General features: G+C 71.9%; 18 protein-coding genes. 10 read left to right on the top strand and 8 right to left on the bottom strand.

Annotation, left to right across the window (positions count from 1 at the left end; translation table 11 throughout):
* Positions 1–2293: 2293 nt before the first annotated feature.
* Complete coding sequence (gene lysS, locus BJ981_RS20330) at positions 2294–3997, bottom strand: lysine--tRNA ligase (protein WP_184616271.1); 1704 nt, start codon at positions 3995–3997, stop codon at positions 2294–2296.
* 263 nt (positions 3998–4260) lie between these two features.
* Between lysS and BJ981_RS20325 the strand changes: the two genes are divergently transcribed.
* On the top strand, positions 4261–4926 hold the full coding sequence (locus BJ981_RS20325; protein ID WP_184612878.1) for a DUF6461 domain-containing protein: 666 nt from the start codon (positions 4261–4263) through the stop codon (positions 4924–4926).
* A 12-nt stretch (positions 4927–4938) separates the two neighbouring features.
* On the opposite strand, the gene BJ981_RS20320 is transcribed toward BJ981_RS20325, so the two are convergent.
* A complete protein-coding gene (locus tag BJ981_RS20320) occupies positions 4939–5424 on the bottom strand; it encodes a hypothetical protein (RefSeq protein ID WP_184612877.1) in 486 nt (161 codons plus the stop codon).
* A gap of 622 nt (positions 5425–6046) precedes the next feature.
* On the opposite strand from BJ981_RS20320, the gene BJ981_RS20315 reads away from it, so the two are divergent.
* From BJ981_RS20315 to BJ981_RS20305, 3 genes are all read left to right on the top strand, one after another.
* Positions 6047–7114, top strand: a complete 1068-nt coding sequence (locus BJ981_RS20315; protein WP_221314738.1) for an NAD(P)/FAD-dependent oxidoreductase — start codon at positions 6047–6049, stop codon at positions 7112–7114.
* 187 nt (positions 7115–7301) lie between these two features.
* Positions 7302–7748 carry a Fur family transcriptional regulator gene (locus tag BJ981_RS20310; RefSeq protein ID WP_184612876.1) on the top strand — a complete coding sequence of 149 codons (447 nt, stop codon included), beginning with the start codon at positions 7302–7304 and terminating at the stop codon, positions 7746–7748.
* 80 nt (positions 7749–7828) lie between these two features.
* Positions 7829–8254 carry a hypothetical protein gene (locus BJ981_RS20305; protein WP_204070680.1) on the top strand — a complete coding sequence of 142 codons (426 nt, stop codon included), beginning with the start codon at positions 7829–7831 and terminating at the stop codon, positions 8252–8254.
* A gap of 18 nt (positions 8255–8272) precedes the next feature.
* Here BJ981_RS20305 and BJ981_RS20300 read toward each other — a convergent pair whose 3' ends face one another.
* From BJ981_RS20300 to BJ981_RS20290, 3 genes are all read right to left on the bottom strand, one after another.
* A complete protein-coding gene (locus BJ981_RS20300; protein WP_184612875.1) occupies positions 8273–9835 on the bottom strand; it encodes an ABC transporter substrate-binding protein in 1563 nt (520 codons plus the stop codon).
* 94 nt (positions 9836–9929) lie between these two features.
* Positions 9930–11786: an asparagine synthase (glutamine-hydrolyzing) gene (asnB, locus tag BJ981_RS20295; RefSeq protein ID WP_184616268.1), complete on the bottom strand. Its 1857-nt coding sequence runs from the start codon at positions 11784–11786 to the stop codon at positions 9930–9932.
* A gap of 91 nt (positions 11787–11877) precedes the next feature.
* Positions 11878–12498, bottom strand: coding sequence for a nucleoside/nucleotide kinase family protein (locus BJ981_RS20290; RefSeq protein ID WP_184612874.1), 621 nt, complete (start codon positions 12496–12498; stop codon positions 11878–11880).
* Positions 12499–12642: 144 nt separating this feature from the next.
* Between BJ981_RS20290 and BJ981_RS20285 the strand changes: the two genes are divergently transcribed.
* Positions 12643–14985 (top strand): sialidase family protein, encoded by a 2343-nt coding sequence (locus BJ981_RS20285; protein ID WP_184612873.1) that lies wholly within the window; start codon positions 12643–12645, stop codon positions 14983–14985.
* A 75-nt stretch (positions 14986–15060) separates the two neighbouring features.
* Here BJ981_RS20285 and BJ981_RS20280 read toward each other — a convergent pair whose 3' ends face one another.
* Positions 15061–16296: an esterase-like activity of phytase family protein gene (locus tag BJ981_RS20280; protein ID WP_239139693.1), complete on the bottom strand. Its 1236-nt coding sequence runs from the start codon at positions 16294–16296 to the stop codon at positions 15061–15063.
* A 259-nt stretch (positions 16297–16555) separates the two neighbouring features.
* Here BJ981_RS20280 and BJ981_RS20275 point away from each other — a divergent pair, with 259 nt between their 5' ends.
* The 5 genes from BJ981_RS20275 to BJ981_RS20255 all read left to right on the top strand — a co-directional run bounded on the left by BJ981_RS20275 (position 16556) and on the right by BJ981_RS20255 (position 20280).
* Positions 16556–16951 carry a hypothetical protein gene (locus tag BJ981_RS20275; protein WP_184612872.1) on the top strand — a complete coding sequence of 132 codons (396 nt, stop codon included), beginning with the start codon at positions 16556–16558 and terminating at the stop codon, positions 16949–16951.
* A 100-nt stretch (positions 16952–17051) separates the two neighbouring features.
* Positions 17052–17636, top strand: coding sequence for a carbonic anhydrase (locus BJ981_RS20270; RefSeq protein WP_184612871.1), 585 nt, complete (start codon positions 17052–17054; stop codon positions 17634–17636).
* A 99-nt stretch (positions 17637–17735) separates the two neighbouring features.
* A complete protein-coding gene (locus BJ981_RS20265; protein ID WP_239139692.1) occupies positions 17736–18140 on the top strand; it encodes an ArsR/SmtB family transcription factor in 405 nt (134 codons plus the stop codon).
* On the top strand, positions 18133–19221 hold the full coding sequence (locus tag BJ981_RS20260; RefSeq protein WP_239139691.1) for a cation diffusion facilitator family transporter: 1089 nt from the start codon (positions 18133–18135) through the stop codon (positions 19219–19221). Before BJ981_RS20265 ends, BJ981_RS20260 begins: the two co-directional genes overlap by 8 nt.
* 156 nt (positions 19222–19377) lie before the next feature.
* Positions 19378–20280 carry a transglutaminase-like domain-containing protein gene (locus tag BJ981_RS20255; RefSeq protein WP_184612870.1) on the top strand — a complete coding sequence of 301 codons (903 nt, stop codon included), beginning with the start codon at positions 19378–19380 and terminating at the stop codon, positions 20278–20280.
* A gap of 4 nt (positions 20281–20284) precedes the next feature.
* On the opposite strand, the gene BJ981_RS20250 is transcribed toward BJ981_RS20255, so the two are convergent.
* Both BJ981_RS20250 and BJ981_RS20245 read right to left on the bottom strand, forming a co-directional pair.
* Entirely contained in the window at positions 20285–20833 is a 549-nt protein-coding gene (locus BJ981_RS20250) for a nucleotidyltransferase domain-containing protein (protein ID WP_239139690.1), read from the bottom strand.
* Between the two features lie 201 nt (positions 20834–21034).
* Positions 21035–22876, bottom strand: coding sequence for a glycoside hydrolase family 15 protein (locus BJ981_RS20245; protein ID WP_184616264.1), 1842 nt, complete (start codon positions 22874–22876; stop codon positions 21035–21037).
* Between the last annotated feature and the right edge of the window lie 205 nt (positions 22877–23081).

The raw sequence follows: 23081 nt of genomic DNA, 5'->3' as shown, positions 1-23081 counted from the left end.
CTCAAGGACGGACGCGACCGTATTCACGCCCCTGGACGAGCCAGGTGTTCACGCGGGAGATCTCAGCCTGTCCCACCGGTAGGAAGGGTCTGGTGGTTGAGGTGTGATGAGCCCACCCGTGACCCGCCATCGTGGCCAAGCGCCGCGATCCCACCCCTAACCTGCGCCAACAGCGGACGCAGAAGGTCCAATGGCTGAGGTGCGTCGCCCCCACCCATGACCCGCCGTCGTGGCCGAGCACCGCGATCCCACCCAATAACTGCGCCAACAGCGCACCCGAGCCTCACGGGCGGACGCGACCCGGATTTGGGCCCATGGACTGTCCAGGTGTTTCCGCTGAAGATCACAGCCTGTCCCGCTGGAAGACCAGATCCGGTGGTTGAGGTGTGTTGAGCCCACCTGTGGCCCGCCCTCATGGTTGAGCACCGCGATCCCACCCATCACCTGCGCCCCAGAGCGAACGCTCGAGAACAGCCCACAAGCGACGAACATGGACGCACTCACACTTGCGGATCAGTCAGACACCGCACCAGAAACGTTCTACGACAAAGCGACCCCGACGTGCCCGCACGGTAGATCACCTCACGATCCCCACACCGATCCGGCCACCGCTGAGATGCGTTGCCCCCACCCATGACTCGCCTCCTGCCGAGCACGGCAAGCCCACCCACTTACTGCCACAGCGATGCAAGACAGTGGCCCGGGGTCGGCGCGGAGATCATGAGGTTGAGCTACCTGAGCGGACACGTCTGAGCCGCTCTGTCCGATAAAGCGTTTGATGGGATGAACCTCGAGAGTCCCTGCCGCGTCTCTGAGTGAACCGCAGGTGCGAGTGCGTCCGCGTTCATCGCTTGCGACTTGTTACGGGACGTTCCGTCTCGGCAGATGTGGGTGGGATCGCGGCGCTCGGCCACGACGGCGGGTAACAGGCGGGCTCAACACACCTCAACCACCAGACCTTGCGCAAATCCGGTCACGTCCGCCCTTGAAGCTTGCGTCGCTGTTGGCGCAGGTCATGGGTGGGATCGCGGTGCTCGGCCACGACGGCGGGCCACGGGTGGGCTCAACACACCTCAACCACCAGACCTTTCCTACCGGCGGGACAGACTGAGATCCCCCGCACGAACACCTGGCTCGTCCAGGGGCGTGAATACGGTCGCGTCCGCCCTTGAGGCTCGGGTGCGCTGTTGGCGCAGGTCATGGGTGGGATCGCGGTGCTCGGCCACGACGGCGGGCCACGGGTGGGCTCAACACACCTCAACCACCAGACCTTTCCTACCGGCGGGACAGACTGAGATCTCCCACATGAACACCTGGCTCGTCCAGGGGGCGCAAATCCGGTCACGTCCGCCCTTGAAGCTTGCGTCGCTGTTGGCGCAGGTCATGGGTGGGATCGCGGCGCTCGGCCACAACGGCGGGCCACGGGTGGGCTCAACACACCTCAACCACCGGGCCTGCTCTTCTAGCGAGACGGGCTGAGATTTCTGGCAGAAACAGCTGGACAGTCCATGGGCGTGACTGCGGCTGCGTCCGCCATTGAGGCTTGCGTGTGCCCTTGGCGCAGGTCATGGGTGGGATCGCGGCGCTCGGCCACAACGGCGGGCCACGGGTGGGCTCAACACACCTCAACCACCGGGCCTGCTCTTCTGGCGAGACGGGCTGAGATTTCTGGCAGAAACAGCTGGACAGTCCATGGGCGTGACTGCGGCTGCGTCCGCCATTGAGGCTTGCGTGTGCCCTTGGCGCAGGTCATGGGTGGGATCGCGGCGCTCGGCCACAACGGCGGGCCACGGGTGGGCTCAACACACCTCAACCACCGGGCCTGCTCTTCTGGCGAGACGGGCTGAGATTTCTGGCAGAAACAGCTGGACAGTCCATGGGCGTGACTGCGGCTGCGTCCGCCATTGAGGCTTGCGTGTGCCCTTGGCGCAGGTCATGGGTGGGATCGCGGGGCTCGGCCACGACGGTGGGGCATGGGGGGGGCTCAACACGTCTGAGAGAGACGGACGGGAGACGCGAGCGGCGAGCGGGGGGCGCGTTCGTCGCCCAGGTCAATGAGAGATCTCAGGAGGGACCCTCAACCGGATGGAGCGCCCAGGAGTGGCTCGGACGTGCTGGGCACAGGGGATTCGCCCCTGGATGTCCGCGCAGAGCCTGGAGCATCCATCGGGTGGAACAGCTCAGACATACCCGTACGACGGCTTCACCCTGGCTCCCGCACCGAACTGAGCCGCCTGCCAGACGAGGCGGCCCAGGGCCGGATTTCCGGGGATGGTCGGTGGTTGGGGTGGGCTCAGGGGTGGAGGAGTTTGCGGGCGCGGTCGGGGCCTACGGCTAGGAGGAGGGTGGGGAGGCGGGGGCCGGTGTCGCGGCTGACGAGGAGGGTGTAGAGGAGGGCGAAGAACTCGCGTTGGGCGACCTTGAGTTCGGGGGTCGGCTTGGCGTCGGGGGTGAGGCCGGCCTGCACCTTGGGGACGCCGTACACCAGCGCCGTCAGCCCGTCCAGGGACCAGTGGTCGTCGAGGCCGTCGAGCAGGAGGCGCAGCGACTCGCGCTCGCGCTCCCCCAGGGACGTGAGGAGCGCGACGTCGGGCTCGTCGCGGACGCGGGTGCGCTGCTCGGCCGGGACCTGCGTGGTGATCCACCGCTCGGCGCGGTCCAGCCGGGGGCGGACCTCGTCCAGGGAGGTGATGGGCCGCTCGGCGTCCAGGTCGCGCAGGATGCGCAGGGTCTGCTCGGCGTGGCCGGTGGTGATGTCGACGATCGAGGCCAGCGTGCGGTACGGCACCGGCCGCGGCGTGACGGGCAGCGGACCGGCGGCGGTGGTGGCCGCGCGGGTGTGCGCGGCGACGTCGGCCGGCAGCGCGATCCCCTCGGCGACCTTGCGCCCCAGCGTGTCCCACTCGTCGTAGGTGCGCTGGATCTCCTGGTCGAAGGCGATCTTGAAGGACTGGTTCGGCCGGCGGCGCGCGTACAGCCAGCGCAGCAGCGGCGCCTCCATGATGGCCAGGGCGTCGGCGGGAGTGGGCACCGCGCCCTTGGAGCTGCTCATCTTGGCCATGCCGCTGATGCCGACGAAGGCGTACATCGGCCCGATGGGCTGCTCGGCGCCGAAGATCTCCTTCACGATCTGGCCGCCGACGACGAACGACGACCCCGGGGAGCTGTGGTCGACGCCGGAGGGCTCGAACACCACGCCCTCGTACGCCCAGCGCATCGGCCAGTCGACCTTCCACACCAGCTTGCCGCGGTTGAACTCCGACAGCCGGACGGTCTCGGAGTGGCCGCACACACAGGTGTAGGACAGCTCGGTGGACGCGTCGTCGTAGGCGGTGACCGTGGTCATGTCCCGGTCGCACACCGAGCAGTACGGCTTGTAGGGGAAGTAGCCCGCGGCGGCCGAACCGTCGTCCTCGGAGGCCGCGCCCGACCCCTCGGCCGCGGCGGCCTCGGCCTCGTCCAGCCCCTGTGTCTGGGGCTTCTTGGCGGGCTTGCCCTTGGTGCGGTAGCGGTCGAGGATCGCGTCGATGCGCTCGCGCTCGCGCATGGCCAGCAGGATCTGCTCGCGGTACACGCCGGAGGTGTACTGCGCGGTCTGGCTGATGCCGTGGTACTCGACGCCGAGCTCCTCGAGCGCGGCGATCATCGGCGCCTTGAAGTGCTCGGCCCAGTTGGCGTACGTGCTGCCGGGCGGGGCGGGCACGGTGGTCAGCGGCTTGCCGATGTGCTCCGACCACGAGGAGTCGATGCCGGCGGGGACCTTGCGGAACCTGTCGAAATCATCCCAGGAGATGATGTGCACGACCTCGTGGCCCCGGCGGCGGATCTCGTCGGCGACCAGGTGGGGCGTCATGACCTCGCGAAGGTTGCCCAGGTGGACCGGGCCGGACGGGCTGAGTCCCGACGCGCAGACGATCGGTTTGCCGGGGGCGCGACGCTCCGCCTCGGCGATGACCTCGTCCGCGAATCGTGAGACCCAGTCGGCCTCAGGGCTCATAGCCACGATGGGAACATCCTTCCTCGAATGCCTGACGCCTCCATTCTTCCGGACCTCGGCAGTGGACCGTGCACCGCCGCGTCCCCCTGTGGAAAACCACGTGACCGCCGAACGGCCGGCGCCCGGCCTGAACGCCGCTCCGCGCGCGGATCCCTTACGGCGGCGGGGTTTGCGAGACCGCCCGGAACCGGCGAGCGGCGGATTTCTGTCGGAGGCGGGTGGCACGATCATGCGTAGCGCCCAGATGTCGAAGGGACCGCCCGATGGCCGACGCGACGGCAGCCGACTACGCCTGGTTCGAGGAGAAGTACGGCGACAGCTTATGGGTGTCCGGTTTCTGCCTGACGTTCGTACGCGGGCTGTCGCCGGAAGAGGCGTTCGCCCGCATCGGCGTGCCGGGCACGCCGTGGAACCCCCCGGAGGGGACGGCACCCGACCCTCACAGCGCGCCCGGCATCGTGAGCCACCCCGCCGTGGCGGCGTCCGGCTACCCCACCGCCCCTGACGTCGCGGCGGACGGCCGTCCGATCGCCGCCTACGCCGCCGTGGGAGGCACGGTCCTGCTGGAGGACGGGGGCCGTGCGGGCACGCTGGCGGAGGTGACGCGGCGTCTCTCGGCGGGCACGGTGACGGCCGCCGTCCACCTGGACGCCCGCGACGGCCGGCAGTTCGTCTTCGCGGCGGACGGGCAGGTCGTCGCCGGTTACGAGCCCGGCCTGCCCACCGCGCCGTGGGGCGCCTCCCCCGGCCTGCTGCCGTCGCCCGACGGCGAGGCCGCCGCACCCGCCGGTGACCTGGCGGACGTGCCGCCCGCGGACCTGGCCGTCCTTTCCGCCATCGCGCTCGCCGAGCGCGTCACCGGCGTACGGCTGACCTGGCGCCACCTCGCGCGCCCGGCCCTGACCGGCTCGGCCGCGCACCTGTACTGACGCCCCGCCCGTCTAGGGCGTGTCGGAGAGTTCGATGACGGCGAGGGTGGAGAAGGCCGTCGTCAGGTGGGCGTTCAGGGGGGCGGCCGAGGTGGTGAGCAGGTCGGCGACGAGCAGCGGCGCGTGGCCCGCGACGTCGGCCGCCTTCAGGGGGAGGCCCTCCTCGGCGGACGGGTGAAGGCCGAGGGCGCCGGCCACGAGCATGACCACGACGTCGGGCTCGACGGCCGGGAACCAGCCGGCCGCCGCGCGCAGGCAGCGCACGGCCAGCGCCCGCACGTCGTCCGCCGTCAGCCCGTCGGGATACTGCTCCTCCAGCAGGGCGCGCACGACGCCGCCCAGCACGAGCCCGGCCTGCTCGGACGGCAGGGCGGCCAGCCGCGCGACCTCACGCGGGTACGCCTCGGCGTCGCGGGCCCGGGCGGCCTCGACCGCGGCGACCGTGGCCTCGGCGATGGCCCGCGCGGGCTTGGGCAGGTGACGCCAGGTCAGGCTCATGGGCTCGCACTCCGTAAGCAGGCGGGGGACGGTGCACGCCAGCATGCCACGGCCCGCCGACGTTTCCCTTCGCCCGCGACGACAGGACCGAACCGGCTCGGCGGCCCACCCGTTGTGGGAGGTGAGGCGTCCTGTCCCCGGAGCACGACGCGGCCGGCCCGTCCAGGCGGCGCCAGGCCGATCGTCCGCCGGAATCAGGCCGGGCCAACGCGAATCCGTGAGGGGAGGAAGTCATGCCCAGGGAGATATTCCGATCGCATCACGTATGTCATTGATACAGGTGGTCTATCCAGTCACATGAAATAATGTTCTGGTCAGGTGACCTATGTCCGAATTGGTATTTCGGACGCTTCTCTCCGTACGGGCTGGCCGCCATGCGCTCCCCCTCCCACCCCATAGCGCGACATTGCACCCGAACGTTACTGGAAACGGGAACCATTCCCGAGTAATGTCCTGCTCAGCCCTGACATCGCAACCGAGATTCCCGAGCCCGCCACTCGGATCACCCCCTCGCGGCCCGCCCGCGCCCCGGGGACGGCGACGACCTCAGCCCGGCCGCCCTTCGGCGACGAACCCTGGAGACGGAATCGATGACGTTGACACCTCCGGCACCGCAGGTCCCATGAGCACGGCACGCCTCAACTGGCCGGCGCCGTACGAGCACTACCTGCCAGAGACGAACGGCACCCGCGACCATCCCGCACCCCCGGGCCTGCTGTGGTCCACGGCGAGGGGCGCGCGCGGCGAGCCGGCGAGCCCGTCCATCTACGACGTGATCGTGATCGGCGGCGGCGCCGCCGGCCTCAGCGCCGCGCAGGTCCTCGGCCGCCAGCGCCGAAGAATCCTGGTCCTGGACGGCGGGCGCGTCCGCAACGCCCGCGCCAGCGGCATGCACATGTACCTCAGCCGCGACGGCTTCACCCCCATCGGCCTGGTCGCCCTCGGCAGGGAGGAGCTCGCCGCCTACCCCTCGGTCGAGGTGCGCTCGGCGCACGCCGAGTCGGTGGGCGGCGAGATCGACGACTTCACGGTCACGGTGACCGGCGGCCCGATGTTCCGCGCCCGCCGGCTGATCCTCGCCACGGGGCTTCTCGACGAGCCCTGGGACGTTCCCGGCGTGCCCGAGCGTTTCGGGCGCGGCATCTTCCACTGCCCGTTCTGCCACGGGTGGGAGGCGTCCGGTCAGAGCCTCGCGGTCCTCGGGCGCGAGCCGACGCAGGTCGTGCTCGCCGCCTACCTGGCCGACCGCTACTCCGACGACGTCGTCGTGGCCACCGACGGTCCGCATTCCCTGCCGTCCCCCATCCTCGCCAACCTCGAGGCCCTGGGCGTGAAACTGATCGACACGCCGCTGGCCGAGGTGACCGGCCAGGCGGGCGCGCTGAACGTGCACTTCGCGGACGGCACCGTCCTGCCCCGGCAGGCCATCTTCCACCGGGCGCCGACCCGCCAGCAGGCCCCGTTCGCCACCCAGCTCGGCGCGCGGCTGCTCGACGACGGGTTCGTGCTGGTGGACGAGTTCCAGCAGACGTCCGTGCCGGGCGTGTTCGCCGCCGGCGACATGGCGAGGCAGGCGGCGCTGCAGGACGGCCTCACGCTGGTGAGCCAGGCCGCGGCGGACGGCGTGCGCGCCGCCGTGCGGCTGGAGCAGGGCCTGTTCCGCGCGGGACTGCCCGTGCCACCCGGCTAGTTTCCGCAGGTCACGACCGGGCAGGCGGGGGGATGCCGCCCGCCCGGCGAGCCCGCCGCCCACGCCCGCGACGACGGCCACCGACTCTCGCGGAGGGAACGAGGGGCGGTTCGCGCGCGTTGGTAATGTGCGTAGGCGCGGCGGTGTCCGCGACAGGTCAGCGTCACGACGTGTGGGAGGGCTCAGCATGACGTCACAATCGGCCCAGCCCGCTCCCGAGGTCGAACGGCCGAACCGGGGCACCCGGGTGCGGGGCACGCGGCAGGCCGAGGCGCTGGTGTCGGTGCTGGGCAAGCTGACCGGGTTCCACAGCGCGCAGGAGATCCACGCCGAGCTGCGCCGCCAGGGCGAGCAGGTCGGGCTGACCACCGTCTACCGGCACCTCCAGGTGCTCAGCGAGAACGAGATGGTGGACGCCATCCGCGACGAGAGCGGCGAGACCCTGTACCGCCGCTGCGCCACCGGCGGTCACCACCACCACGTGACCTGCCGTTCGTGCGGGCGCAGCGTCGAGGTCGAGGGCAAGGCCGTCGAGCGCTGGGCCGACCGGGTGGCCGCCGAGGCCGGCTTCGTCGACGTCGACCACACCGTCGAGATCTTCGGCGTCTGCCCCGACTGCGCGCCGGGCCGCTGACCCCCCGCGTGCCGGGAGGCGGCGCGGGATTGTCGTACCCCGCGTCTAGGCTGCCGGGCACCTGGACAAGGGAGGTGGCCGTGGAGATGGATCCCGCCAATGTGGTGGTCCGGTTGTGCACCGAGGGAATGCGCGCCGAGGCCGAGGGCAGGCCCGAGGACGCCAGGCGGCTGTTCGACCAGGCGTGGGCCGAGCGCTCCGACGACTTCGACGCCTGCGTGGCCGCGCATTACGTCGCCCGCCAGCAGGACAGCCCCGAAGAGGTCCTGCTGTGGAACGCCGTGGCCCTGCATCACGCCAAGGAGGCCGGTGACGACCGCGTCGCCGACTTCTACCCCTCGCTGTACCTCAACATGGGCGCCTCGCACGAGCTGCTCGGCGATCCGGCGGAGGCCGAGCGCTACTTCCTCCTCGCCGAGGACCACGCTCCCGCCCTGCCGGCGGGCCCGTACGGCGACATGCTGCGCCAGGGCATCGCCGACGGGCTCGCCCGCGTGCGCGGCTGAGCCTGCGGGGCCGCTCCGTCACACCCGGACGGAGTACAGGTCGAGGCCGCCGAACGGCGTGGTGCGAACGCCCGAGAGCCGCTGCGAGTACCCCGCGGCGTTGCGGTAGAAGAACAACGGGATGGCGGGCATGTCGCGGACCAGCAGCTTCTCCGCCCGGTGGTAGAGCCTGGCGGCGGCGCCGGGCGCGGGGGTGCGGTCCGCGGCGTCGAGCAGCGCGTCGAACCGCCGGTCCGCGTAGCCGGTGTGGTTGTCGGGCGACCCCGAGCGGTACGTCGCGAGGACGTCGGACGCGTGCGGGGCGTCCAGCAGCCACGCCCACCGGAAGGCGCCCGCGAGGCCGCCCGCGTCGGCCCGGCGCACCATCGCGTCGAAGGGGGGCCCGGACCTGGCGACGACCGTGAGCCGCCCCCGGAACGCCCTGGTGGCGGCGGCCGCGGCGCCGGCGGCCCACTTCCGCTGGAGCGCGTCGGAGTTGTAGTAGATCGTGAAGGTCCGCGGCGGGGTGAACCCCGCCGCGCGGGCCTCGGCGAGCGCCGCGCGCGCCCCCGCCGGGTCGTACGCGCAGGCGGGGCCGCACGTCCCGGGGCGTGCGCCCGTCGCCGGAGGTGGGACGAACCCGTCGGCCGGCGCCCGCTCGGCCCCGAACTCCCGCACGATCCGCCGCCGCGGGATCGCCATCGACAGGGCCCTGCGGAAGGGGGCGTTGCCCGCGACCTCCGGCCGTCCCAGGGGGAAGTTCAGCACGTGGACGCCGGGGAACGGGGTGTTCACCACATGATCCCAGCGGGCGTGCGGCAGGCTCGGCGTGTAGTCGATCTCGCCGCGCCGCAGCGCCAGGAACGCCTGGTCCCAGTCGGGGAAGGCGCGGAAGACGACGCGCTCGGGCCGGGGAAGGGCCGGGCCGCCGTAGGCGTCGAACCGCTGGAGGGTGACATCACCGCCGGACCGGGACACGAACCGGTACGGCCCGTCGCCGACGGGCGTCTTGTGGTACCGCGCGGGGTCGGCGAAGAAGGAGTCGGGCAGCGGCGCGAACGCCGGCCGCGCGAGCAGGGCGACGAACCCGCCGGACGGCCTGGTCAGCGTGATCGTGAACGTGCGGTCGTCGAGTACCTTCAGCCCGGAGAGCACTCCCCCGCGCGACGGACCGCCGAAGCCGGCGATGTCCCGGAAATAGTAGGAGCCGTCGGGGCTCACCCCGGCGGCGTGGCTCCACGCCCGGACGAAGTTGGCGGCCTTCACCTCGGTGCCGTCGTGGAAGAGCCACCCCTTCCTCAGCCGCACGGTGAAGACCCTGTTGTCCTTGGTCGTGATGGCGGAGGCGACGGCCTCTCGGGTCGTGGCCGTGCCGGGGACGTACTCGACGAGGCCGGTGAACATGGCGGCCGCCGTCTCGCCGCCGCACGACTCCGGCGCTTCGGCCGGCTCCATGGCGCCGGGCGCGCAGGCCGCGATCGTGATCGCGCGCGGCGCTCCGGCCGCCCGGCCGATGTCCGCGGCGGCGGGCCGCGGCGCCAGGACGGCGAGGGCGAGCAGCGGCACGGCGACGGCGGGGCCGGCGCCTCGGACCAGGGACATCGTCGCGACCTCCACAGGGAGATCACCCTAGGGGAGCCGCCCGGCCGCCTGACGGAAACCGACCGGCCGCGAGCGGCCTGGTGCTCCAGGATCCCTAGACGTCCACCCGCACGCGGTACCGCTCCAGCCAGGCGTTGAACTGCAGGAACCCCTCCAGGGCCCCGCGCACGTCGTGCCGGCTGACCTCGTCCTGCGGCGCCTCCAGCATGGCGCGGATCCTGCCCACGTCCACGAGCGGCTCGGCGGCCACGTGGCCGGACAGGACGCGGGCGGTCCGGTCGCGCAGGCCCTTCTCGTAGGCGGGGTCCTGCGTCGAGGGGTAGGGGCTCTTGCGGCGCTCCAGCACCGAGGCGGGCAGCACGTCCCGCACGGCCGCGCGCAGCAGGCTCTTCTCCCGCCCGTCGAAGGTCTTCATCGCCCAGGGCGCGTTGAACACGTACTCCACCAGCCGGTGGTCGCAGAACGGGACGCGGACCTCCAGGCCCACGGCCATGCTCATCCGGTCCTTGCGGTCCAGCAGGATCTGGACGAACCGGGTGAGGTGCAGGTAGCTGATCTCGCGCATCCGCGCCTCCAGCCCGGTCTCGCCGGGCAGGCGGGGCACCTCGTCCAGCGCTTGGCGGTAGCGCGCGGCGCGGTAGCCGGGGACGTCCAGCTCGCGGGCCAGATCCGGCCTCAGCACGTCCTCCAGCGCGGTGAAGCGGTGCCCGCTGCCCTCCACCAGCCAGGGGAACGTGCCGGCGTGCACGGCCTTGGGGTCGTGGAACCAGCGGTAGCCGCCGAACACCTCGTCGGCGGACTCGCCGGACAGCGCGACGGTCGAGTGGCCGCGGATGGCCTTGAACAGCAGGTAGAGGGAGCTGTCCATGTCGCCGATGCCCGTGGGCATGTCCCGCGCCCGCAGCACGGCCGAGCGCACCTCGGGGTCCATGAGGTCCCCGGAGTCCAAGATGATGTCGGCGTGCTCGACGCCGAGCTCGTCCAGGTGCCGTACCAGGTCGTGGACGTACGGCGTGTCGGGGGTGTCGCGCATCTCGTCGGGGCTGAAGTTCTCGGCGTAGCCGACGAAGTCGACGGCGAACGAGCGCAGCTTGCCCTCTTCGTACCGGTACAGGGCGTTGGCGGCGAGCGCGGTGACCGCGCTGGAGTCCAGGCCGCCGGACAGCAGCGTGCACAGCGGGACGTCGGAGATGAGCTGGCGCTCGACGATGTCGTCCAGCAGCCCTCTGACGGTGGCGACGGTCGTCTCCACGTCGTCGGTGTGCTCGTGGGACTCCAGCCGCCAGTACCGTTCCTTGGCCACGCCGTGGCGTCCGACGGTGACGACCGAGCCGGGGCGCACCTCGTACATGCCCTGGTAGATGCCGTTCTCCGGCGTCTTGACGAAGGACAGCAGCTCACGCAGGCCGTCGGCGTCGACGGCCGGGCGGCACAGCGGGTTGGCGAGGATGGCCTTGGGCTCGGAGCCGAACAGCACGCCGTCGAGGGTCGGGTAGTAGTAGAGCGGCTTGATGCCCATCCGGTCGCGGACCAGCAGCATCTCCTCGGTGCGGGTGTCCCAGATGCCGAGGGCGTACATGCCGTTCAGCCGGGCGGCGAACCCGGGGCCCCATTCCAGGTAGGCCCGCAGGACGACCTCGGTGTCGCTGCGCGTGCGGAAGCGGTGGCCCAGTTCCTCGAGCTCCTCGCGCAGTTCCGTGAAGTTGTAGACCTCGCCGCTGTAGGTGAGCACGACCAGTTCCCTGCCGTCCTCCTCGGCGATCATGGGCTGGCGTCCGCCCTCGATGTCGATGATCGCCAGCCGCCGGTGGCCGACGGCGCCGTGTGGCGAGAGCCACATGCCCTCGTCGTCGGGGCCCCGGCAGGCCATCTGCTCCGTCATGCCGCGCAGCGTGTCCCGTGACTCGGTCAGGTCCCTGTCGTAGCCCACCCATCCGCAGATTCCGCACATCTCGCCGACCCCACGTCTCATCCGGAGAAAAGCGTCTTACCAGGTCAAACGGCATGCGAGGTCTCATGTATGCCCGGCCGGGCTCCGGTGGTCAGCCGACGACGATCGCCGGATGCCGGGGATCGTCGACGCGGACGACCACGTCGGCGAGCTCACGCGGCCCGGTCTCCTCCTCGTACCGGGCGTAGGCGGGCAGGGTCCAGCGCCGGTCCTCGGGCGTGCGGCGGGCGAGCGCGCCCGGCGTGAGCCACAGGTGCACGGCGAGGTCGAAGGGCAGCCCGCGGCCGAGCAGGAGCACGCCGTCCATGATCAGGACGCCGTGCTGCGGGACGGTGACGTACGGGGCGCGGGTGGCCCGGTCGGTCGCGCTGTTCCAGAGGGTCGGCAGGATCTTGCCGGACCCGCCCGGCTCCAGCGGGCCGAGCACCTCGCGGGCGAGCGCCCCCTGGTCCAGCCAGTCCTCGTAGAAGGCGTCCGGGTTGGTGCGGCCGTACTCGAAGCGCAGCGAGGCCGGGCGCAGGAAGTCGGAGGCGGACACCCGCACGACCTCGCGCCCCCGCAGGCGCAGCGGCCCGACCAGCGCGTCCGCGAGCGCCTCCGGCCGGGCCGCCGGCGCGCCGTCCAGCGCCACGCGCGTCCGGCCGGGCGCGCCCGCGACGCGGTCGGCCAGTTCCTCGACGAGCGCCTCATGGGTGATCGGGCGTAGCTGCACGTCTCCATCCTTACCGATCCCCCAGCGTCCCTCAGGCGCCTGCGATCCCAAGACCGGACGGATCCCCCCGGATCACCGTGAACAGCCGGTTAACGCGCGGCGGACCGCGCGCGCCGGGCCCCGGCGGTCGTGTTGGCTCTAGGCATGAGCGCCGGCGACACCCCTCAATCCGTCCGATCGTGGCCGGAGGCCGACGTCGTGGGAGCGGCGGTCGGCCGTCCCGTCGTCGTGTACTCCAAGGTCGGCACCGCCGCGGGCGGCGAGCTGGCCCACGAGGGCAACCGGGTCCCCGACATCGTGGCGCTCGACCCGCGCACCCTGGTCGTCGCCTGGCGCGCGGGCCTGCGGGACGCGCGGGACCCGACCGCGACCGACCAGGGGTCCATCCTGGTCGCGCGCTCCACCGACGGCGGCGCCACCTGGACGAACGGCACGCTCGCCGCGGCGACCGCCACGCACCGCTACCACTACGTGATCTTCCTCAACGACGCCGGAACCCTGTACGCCCTGCTCGGCCGCATCACCGTCGCCGCCGACCGCAACCGTGAGGGCGACGTCGACGGCTTCCCCGTCACCATGGTCGCCAAGCGGAGCACCGACGCGGGCCGCACGTGGGCCGACGTCCCGGTCACGGTCGAGGTGCCGGCGAACAGCCGGGGCGTCGTGCTCGCCGGCAAGCCGATCAAGCACCAGGGGGTGTGGGTGCTGCCGTTCTGGCGGTCCTCCGGCGGGGCCAACCGCGCGGGCGTGCTGCGTTCGACGGACCTGACCACCTGGCGGCCGGGCGCGCTGACCGCCAACCCGCCCGGCGTCGGCTCGATCGAGGAGCCGCAGGTCGTCGTCTCGCACGACGACCCCGGCGTGCTGGTCATGATGGCCCGCCCGCTCGACCTCAGGGGCGGGTCCTCCCCCGCCCAGCGGGACGCCTACTACCGCACCCACGCCGTGCACGCGGTCACGTGCACGAGCGGTGACGGCGGCCTGACCTGGTCACCGGTGACGTTCGACCCGGACATCCCCAACTATTACGTCAAGGGCCTTCTCACCAGGGCATCCTCGGGCGCCTACCTGGCGATCTACAACACGATGGCCGGGCCCTTCACGGGGTCGAGCGCGAGCAAGCCGGACCAGTACCGCGAGGTCCTCTGCTACAAGATCAAGCGGCCGGGCGCGCCCTGGGGGCCGGGACGGCTCTTCGCCGACGGCGCGCGCCTGACCAGCGGCGCGGCCCGCGGGTGGGACGTGTACGCGAGTGCCGACGAGTACGCCCCTGGCCGGTTCTTCGTGGCGTGGGAGCACAACCAGACCGACATCATGGTCGCCTCGCTCGACGTCGGCGCGTCGTTCACGGGCGTCGGCGGCGGCTTCGGCGACCTGTCCGCCTGGACGGTCACCCCCGGCGGCGGCACCGCCGAGGCGGACGGCTCCGGCGGCCTGCGCCTGGCCAACGCCGCCCCCGGCCCCGGGCCCGGCTTCTCCGGCGTCTCGCAGCCGTACGGCCCCACCGGCGCGTTCGCCGCGTCGATCAAGGCCCGGGTCACCGCCCACGGGGCGCTGGACCCGGCCACGGGGGCGGGCGCGGGAACGGCGCTGAAGGTCGCCACCGGGACCAGGCGGCTCATGCTCGCCCTCCAGGCCGACGGGGTGTACTCGTTCGCCCAGGGGACGCCCGGCTGGACCCGGGTCCACGCCACGGAGATCGACGCCACCGCGTTCCACACCTGGCAGGTGACGGTCGGCGCGGCGGGCGAGGCCGTCCTGTACCGCGACGGCGCGGAGACCCCGGCCCGCTGGGTGGTCGCGGCGTCCCGCGAGTCGCCCCAGGTGTCGGTCTGGTGCTCGGGCACGGCGGCGCGGCCCGCCGGGGCCCTGGTGGAGGACCTGGAGGTCGTGGACGTCCTCGCCGCGAGCTCCTGGGACTCCTTCGCGGGCTGGACGCTCAACGGCACGGGCGGCGCCGCCGAGGTCGTGGGAGGGACGCTGCGCCTGCGCAGCGCCGGCGCCCGGGGCTCCAGCGCCTCCACCGGGCTCGACGTGGCCCTCGGCTGCGATTTCACCCTGGAGTTCCGCGGGCGGGTGGACGACGACAGCGCGCTCGACCCCGACGGCGGCGAGGGCGTCAGCCTGGGCGCGAAGGTCGCCAACGGGCACCGGCGGCTCATGCTGGCGGTCCAGAGGGGCGGGGTCTGGAGCATGCGCAAGGGCTCGCGGGTGTGGGAGCGGGTGCACGCCACGGCCACGGCCGCCGCGCCGGCCACGTGGCGGGTCACGGTGGGCTCCTCCGGCGTGGCCCGCCTCTACCGGGACGGCGCCGACACCGGGGCCACGTGGGTGGTGCAGGACAGCCGTGAAAGCCCTCAGGTCACCCACTGGGTGACGGGCACCGCCGGAGGCAACGCCGCCCAGTGCCGCATCGAGTGGACCCGCGTGACCTCTACTGCGCCTATGGCGTCGCCTCCGGCGCCGCGGCGTGATAGCGCCCCTTAGCCGGTGCTCTTCCCTCCTCACTCGGAAGGGCTCGTTCCTCCTTCGTCGGTCAGAGCACCGGCGCGCCCACACGAGTCAGTCGTGGTGGGGCAGGTCGGCGTTCAGGGGGCGGGTCAGGCGGACGGTGATGAACTCGTTGGGGTCGGGGCGGCCGGGGGTGCGGCCGTTGGAGAAGGGGAAGTTGTTGTCGTTCAGCAGGGCGATCGTGCGGTCGTCGAGGAGCACGATGTCCTCGATCGTCTGGAACGGGAACCGGAATGTCGGGCCGAACCCGCCGAGGCCGCGCGGGTTCGCCAGGTCGAGCAGGTCGGCGACCTGGGTCTTGTCGGCCTTGCCGTCCCGGTCGCGGTCGCGGACGTCGATGAGGTAGACCTTCTTGGTCCTGGCGGCGTCGCCCTGCAGGTTGTCGCGCTCGATGACCAGGAAGCGGTGGCGGTCCACCGTGATGAGGTCGCCGATGGAGTTGGCCGGGTCCTCCAGCTGGTAGGTCCAGCGGCGGCCGGTGTAGGAGCGGGCGCGCAGGTCGAACTCGTTGATCCGCAGCGTGCCCGCCGGGTCGCCGGCGACGGTGCCTTCGAGCATCGGGTAGAGCGTGCGGCCGTCCACCGAGCGGGCCATGCCCTCGAAGCCCTTGCTGCTGCCGAGGTTCGGCTGCGCCCCGTCGAGGCCGGGGTTCTCCGGGGCCTTGACGCCGGGCAGCGGGATCGGCGCCTCCAGCAGGACGCCCGTGGCGGAGAAGTGGAGCAGGAACGGGCCGAACTCGTCGCCGATCCAGTAGGTGCCGTCGTCGCCCGCGACGATCGACTCGACGTCGAAGTCCGCGCCGGTCAGCTTCCTGTCGGCGCGGGTGAGCGCGAAGGGGACCCGGCCCTTGGGGTCGGTGAGGTCGACGCCGCCGACGACGCGCACCTTGCCGGTGCGTAGGTCGGGCGCCAGGCGCTGGACGCGCAGCAGGAAGTCGGCGCTGTTGGCCTTGGCGCCGTAGCCGTTGTCGGACAGCACGTCGTAGGTGCCGTCGCGGCGGCGCAGGACACCGCTGAAGCCCTGGACGGGCTGGCCGGGGAACGGCGGGGTGATTCCGTTGATCGGGGCGGTGCCTATCTGGCCGCCGGAGGGCTCGCTGCCGGGCACGTAGGTCTCGGCGGGGAGAGAGGCGAAGCCGGTCAGGGTGGCGCGGCCGAAGGAGCCGCCGCCGTGCCCGCCGTGCTCGCCCTGCTGGTCACGGCCGTCGCCGCCCTGGTCGGCGAAGACGGGAGCGGTCATGCTCAGCGCCAGCACGAGGGCGCCCAGCCCGATCATGGTTTTTCTCATGGCCGCAACGCTAAGGACGCTCGGTGAAGCCGGGCACAACAACGGATGACCCGCGGGTGCCGGCCCGCGATCAAAAAGCCGCATTAACGGAAACATCGGACACGAAACCGTGTCCGCCGCGCCGATCTCCCATATCCATAGCGTGACCAGCACCTTTGCCAAACAGCCAATGTACGTGACACGACCCTTCGACTACTATTCGTAATCAACTGCATGCTATAAGTAGTGGGGCGATGCGTTGACGGAGCGACGATCTGCGATGACGGCGGTTCTGCGCGCTTTGATGGCCGTGACCGCCGCCGTCCTGCTCGTCCACGGCGTCGCCCCCGGCCCCGAGGCCCCCGGCTCGCCCGTGTCCCGGTCCGAGCCGTTCACGCTCGCCGCGCAGGCGCCTCCGCAGACGGCCCCCGTGCCGTCCCCCGCCTCCGTTCCCGAGGACACCGACCACGACGGGTGTCCGAAGCCGTGGGAACAGCCGGGCGCCGCGGGCTGGCACAAGTCTCCCCCACCGCCGTCTCGCAACGGCGGACCCCCACCGCAGAGAGCGAGAGCCGTCGCCGAGACGGCGTCTCTGGCGGGGACGTCCGGAGCGGGCGCCTTCGCCCTGCGGAGGGCGCGGCCGACAGGGCCGCGGCTGCCCGTCTTCCGCTGCTGATCGGCGGGCCTCCCGCGCCGCGCGGGGGCCGGACGCGCCTCGGGCCGTCCGGCCGGTCTCCCCCTGCCCGTCCCGTCATCAGCACGAAGGAGTGCTCTCCATGCAGTCGTTGATCGACCATGCCCGCATGTTCCACCGCAAGGTCAGCGGCGGGCGAGAACAGGCGGCCCCCCTCAAGGACGGCATCTCACCGCAGGCGATGTTCATCACCTGCTCCGATGCCCACGTCATCCCGTCCCTGATCACCGGGGCGCGGCCGGGCGAGCTGTTCGAGCTGCGCACGGCCGGGAACATCATCCCGCCCTACCGGCTCGGCCGGCTGACCGCCGAGGCCGCCACCATCGAGTACGCCGTGAACATCCTCGGCGTGCGCGACCTCGTCGTGTGCGGCCACACCCGCTGCGGCGCCGTCCAGGGCAGGGTCCGCTCCTGGACGCTGCGCTCGGCGCCCACCACGCGCTGGTGGCTGCTGCAGACCCACCGCTGGCGCGAGGCGCGCGTGAGCGGCGGCGAGGAGCCGGGCCGCGGACACCTGATCGCCCAGCTCGACAAGCTCCGCCGCTACCCGCGGGTGGCGCGCCGCGTCGCGAGCGGGCGGCTGCGCCTGCACGGCTGGTTCTACGACGTCGACACCGGGGTCGTGTCCAACTTCCAGCCGGAGACGGGGGCCTTCACGCCCTTGTGAGCCACGGCCGTGTCCCGTGCCGTACCGCGTGAGGCGGTGCGGCACGGCTTCCGTGCCCGGAGGTCGACAACGAGCCGCCCGATTCCTACACTTCGATATATGAAGGATCGTGCAAATGTCGTAGTGATGAACCCCGACGCCTGTACCACCCCGGTCGTGGACGCCGACCGCGTGACGTCCGTCCGCGAGTCCCTGCCCTCCGACGAGACCGTGCAGGACCTGGCGGAGGTCTTCGGCCTGCTCGCCGACCCCGGCCGGTTGCGCATGATGGCCGCCCTGTTGGAGGGCGGTGAGATGTGCGTGTGCGACCTCGCCGCCGCCACCGGGCAGAGCATGTCCGGGGCCTCGCACGCGCTGCGGCTGCTGCGCATGCACCGGGTGGTCAAGGTACGCAGGTCAGGACGCATGGCGTACTACCAGCTCGCCGACTCCCACGTCCGCATGCTCTTCGACCTGGCGATCACGCACGCCAGGCACACCGAGAAGGAGGGTGGCGATGGCTGACCGGGCCGGGCACTCCGGGGCCAAGGGCCGCGGGCGAAAGCCAGAGCAGGAGAACGGACAGGGGCCCATGCAGGAGGAGGGACAGGGGCACGGACACGGCCACGGGCAGGGACACGGCCACGGCCACGGGCACGGGTTCGGCGCCGACTCCGACCGGCGCTATCTGAGCGGCGCGCTCGCGCTGATCGTGGCCTTCATGGCCGTCGAGGTGGTCATCGGCTTCATCGCGGGCTCGCTGGCGCTGATCTCCGACGCCGGCCACATGCTGACCGACGCGATCGCGATCGTGTTCGCGCTCGTCGCGATGCGGATCGCCCAGCGTCCCCCGCGGGGCGGCTTCACCTACGGCCTCAAACGCGCCGAGATCATCTCGGCCCAGATCAACGGCATCACGCTGCTGCTGCTCGCCGCCTACTTCGTGTACGAGGGCGTCGTCCGGCTGATCTCCCCGCCCGAGGTGGAGGGCGTGTACGTCGTCTTCACCGGGCTCGCCGGCATCGCCGTCAACGTGGGGGCGACGATGCTGCTCAACAAGGCCAACAGGTCCAGCCTGAACGTCGAGGGCGCCTTCCAGCACATCCTGAACGACCTGTACGCGTTCGTGGCCACGACCGTGGCCGGAATCATCATCTGGACCACCGGCTGGGCCAGGGCCGACGCCATCGCCGCCCTCGTCGTGGCCGCGCTGATGCTCAAGGCGGGCTGGGGCCTGGTCCGCGAGTCGGGCCGGGTGTTCATGGAGGCCGCGCCCGCGGGCATGAACCCCGCCGAGATCGGCAGGAAGGCCGCGTCGCTCGAACACGTCGTCGAGGTCCACGACCTGCACATCTGGGAGGTGACCTCCGGGTACGCCGCGCTGTCGGCGCACATCCTGGTCGAGCCGGGGGCCGACTGTCACGGCGTGCGGATCGCCGCCGAGCGGCTGGTCCACGACGAGTACGGCATCGGCCACACCACGCTGCAGGTGGACCACGCGACGCCGGAGCTGCTCACGATCGGGCGTGCCGACGCGCACTGCGCCGACCCGCACGGCCCCACGCACCGCAACGATCACGCCGCCTCCTCCCCGGAACGCCCCTGACCGCTCACCATGACCACCAGCACATATAGCAGGTTCGGCCACCCCGATCTCCCCGCAGAATTTCGCAACCGTCAGTGAAATAGTGGACATTCTCCATTAATTACCGTCAAGCTAAGGCCGGTCCGTGACGGTGCACCTGGCGAGGGAAGGCGAACCATGACCGACGCGCGCGCTCTCGAAGCGGATGAGCCGGCCTTTTATCTCTCCCACAGCGTTTTCAGCGACCCCGGCGACCTGTCAAGGCTGGACGGCATTCCCACCGAGCCGGCGGCGCTGGCACGGCTGGTCCGCGACCTGCTCGTCCACAGGGAAGAGGGGTGGCTGTTCGGGTTCACGGTGCCGGAGCACCGCAGGAACGAGGCCGAGACGCGCTACGTCTCCGCGATCCTGCGGATCGTCACCGAGCTGGACGACCGGCCGCTGACGACCCCCCGCGCGCCCGGGCGGCGGTTCGCCGGCACCTGCCGGGACTTCGCGCTGGTCCTGTGCTCCCTGCTGCGCACCACCGGCACGCCCGCGCGCGTCCGCTGCGGCTTCGCGGCGTACCTGGTCCCTGGCCGCTACGAGGACCACTGGGTGACCGAGTACTGGGACCGTGACAAGGGATGGACGCTGGTGGACGCCCAGCTTCCCGACCCGCAGGTCATGGAGGCCTTCGCGATCTCCTTCGACCCGGCGGACGTGCCCCGCGACCGCTTCCTGGTCGCGGGCGACGCCTGGCGCGCCTGCCGGGAGGGACGGGCCGACCCGGACGCGTTCGGGGTGTCGGTCGTCGGCCTGTCGGGCGTGGACCTGGTCCAGGGCAACGTCGTGCGGGACCTGGCGGCGCTCAACAAGGTGGAGGTGCTGCCCTGGGACGGCTGGAACCTCTCCGAGCGCCTGCACCTGGACGAGACCGACACGCGGCTGCTCGACGGCGTGGCCGAGGCCGAGAGCCGGGGCGGGCCCTTCTCGCGGCTGCGGCACCTCTTCCTCGCCAACCCCGGCCTGCGCACGCCGCGGACGATCACGTCCTACACGACCTACTCGGGCGTGCGGGCCATCGACCTCGGCGCATGACCGCTCACCCGCGCAGCCGGGCCAGCCAGGGATGGTCGCCGTAGGCGAGGGAGATGGCCTCGGCCAGCCAGCGCCGCCGGTCCGGGGCGAGCACCGGCAGGGTCTCGCCGAAGTCCTGCTCGTCCTTGGCGCGCGGCCGTTTCGCCTTGTAGAAGAGCTGGATCTCGGGCGCCAGGTACGGGACGCCCTCCGGGGAGACGCGGCCGGCCTCGCCGATCGGCATGCGCACGCGCGCGTCGCGGCGGGAGATCCAGTCGCGGCCGTCCGACTCGTCCAGCATGACCTGGATCCGCCAGGGATCGACGGGCCCCGGGCGGCACCAGATGTCGTGGACCGTCCCCGGAAGGATCTCCGCCGCCGACCAGGGCCGCAGGACGCCGGGCGGGTCGGCCGCCCACAGCTCCCAGGAGGGCAGCGCCTTGTGGGCGGTGAGCTGGTCGCGCCGGAGCAGCAACACGTCGATGTCCGAATGATCACGGAACGTACGTCCCACCGCGAGCTCGATGGCGTATCCGCCGGCGATCCACCACGGGGTGCGCAAGGTCGAGAACATCGCGGCCGCTTCCGAAAGCGACGCGGGGTCCCAAGCACCCCACGGCGTCTCCCTCCGCATCATGCGGCCCATCTTCGCGCCTGATTCACTCCCGTGTTCACGGGTTACGGAATCCGGTGTAATACCGGGGAAGTATCGCGAATCCACCAAGCGCTCCGCGTGATCGCACCCGATGCGGCGGCGCGATCACCCGTCGCGGGGTCACAGGTCGAGGCGCTTCCTGTGGCCGCCCCGCGCCTCCCGCTCGGCCTGGTCGATGGCCCACGCGGCGTTGACCAGGCCGATGTGGCTGAACGCCTGGGGGAAGTTGCCGAGGAGCTGGCGGGTCCGCGGGCAGACCTCCTCCGACATCAGCCCCACGTCGTTGGCGAACGCCGCCGCCCGCGCGAAGGTCTCGCGCGCCCGGTCCCGCCACCCGGCCAGGGCCTGCGCGTGGGCCAGCCAGAACGTGCACATCAGGAACGGCCCTTCCTCGCCCGCCAGCCCGTCGGCGGCCCGGTAGCGGTACACGAGGCCGTCCTCGTCGGTCAGGTGCTCGGCGATCGCGCCGATGGTGGCCCGGACGCGCGGGTCGTGCGCCGGGGCGAAGCCGACGATCGGCATCATCAGCGCGGACGCGTCCAGCACCGACGAGCCGAACGCCTGCGTGTACGCGCCCATGCCCTCGTCCCAGCCCTGCCGCAGGATCGCCTCCCGCACCTCCTCGCGCGCCGTCCGCCAGGGACCCGTGCGTTCGGCGGCGTCCAGCCGGGGGGCGAGGTCCAGGGCGCGGTCCAGGGCCACCCAGCACATCAGCTTGGAGTACAGGTAGTGGCGGGGGTCTCCCCTGATCTCCCAGATGCCGTGGTCGGGCTCGCGCCACTGGCCCGCGGCGGCGTCCGCCAAGGAGACCAGGAAGGCGCGGCTCTCCCGGTCCAGGGGCCCGATCTGGTCCGACAGCAGGTGGACGGCGGCCAGCAGCTCGCCGTAGACGTCGACCTGGGGCTGCCTCCACGCCGCGTTGCCGACGCGCACCGGCCTGCTGTCCTGCCATCCGCGCAGGTGGGGCAGCTCACGCTCGGTCAGGTCGTGCTCGCAGCCGACGCCGAACATGATCTGCAGAGCGCCCTGCGGCTCGTAGCTCGCGGCGGCGGTGGTCATGAAGTTCAGGAAGTCGCCCGCCTCGTCCGGGCAGGCCGCGACCCACAGGGCCTCCATCGTGAAGCTGGCGTCCCGGATCCAGGAGAAGCGGTAGTCCCAGTTGCGCTCGCCCTCCGGGCTCTCCGGCAGCGAGGTGGTCGGCGCGGCCACGATCGCGCCGGTCGGCTGGTAGCTCAGCGCGTGCAGGACTCGCCCGGACAGGGCCACCATGTCGCGGTAGGGGCCGTCGTAGCGCTGGTGTGCCTCGGCCCAGCGCCGCCAGGCCCGCGCCGTGGTCTCGATCGCCTCGGTGATCCGCGCCTGGTCCCAGACGGGCGGCGCCTCGGCGCAGGCGTCGCTGCGCTGCAGCGCGAAGCACAGGCGGGCGCCCTCCTCCATCGCGACCGTCGCCGCGGCCTCGTGCCCCGCCAGATCGAGGGCGACCGGTGTGGACATCGTCAGCCGGTCGGGCCCGCCCCGGGAGTTCACGCCGCCGGGGATCTCGCACAGCAGCGGCACGACCTGGCCGTACTCGGATCGCGGGGCGTAACGCAGCTCCACGCGGACGGCGCCGCGCGTGCAGGCGGCCCGGCGGGCGAGCACGTGGGGCGCGCTCGCGCCGAGCCGGTGCACGTCCGGGTGCTCGCCGACGACCATGGCGTCGGTCAGCACCAGCGTGCCGGTCGCGGTCTCGAACGTCGTCTCCAGCACCATCGTGCCGTCCAGGTACCGCCGCGACACCTTCCGCGTGCCCGGCGGGCGGATGGACCAGCGGCCGGCCGAGTCGTCCAGGATCGCGCCGAACACCGACGGGCTGTCGAACCGCGGCAGGCACAACCAGTCCACCGAACCGTGCCGCGAGACCAGCGCGGCCGAATGGCGGTCGGACAGCAACGCGTAGTCGGCGATCGGAGTCCTCGTCATCACGCCCCCGACAACGATCCTTCCCCGCCCGGCGGAACTTCACCGCCCGCCCCTCCTGCCACGGGGCACGGGCTCCGCTCCGCGAAGGAGGAGCGGCCGGAGGCGGCGCCGAATACCCCGAATGCCGATGGGCCGCGGGATTACGAGGAAATGCGGTGGAATGCAGATATTCGCGCATTCACAAGTCGGCACCGAGAAAGTTGAC

This window comes from Sphaerisporangium krabiense (assembly GCF_014200435.1).
Classification (GTDB): Bacteria; Actinomycetota; Actinomycetes; order Streptosporangiales; family Streptosporangiaceae; genus Sphaerisporangium; species Sphaerisporangium krabiense.
The sequence above is the reverse complement of the archived record's forward strand: the minus strand, read 5'-3'. Positions and strand labels throughout refer to the sequence as shown.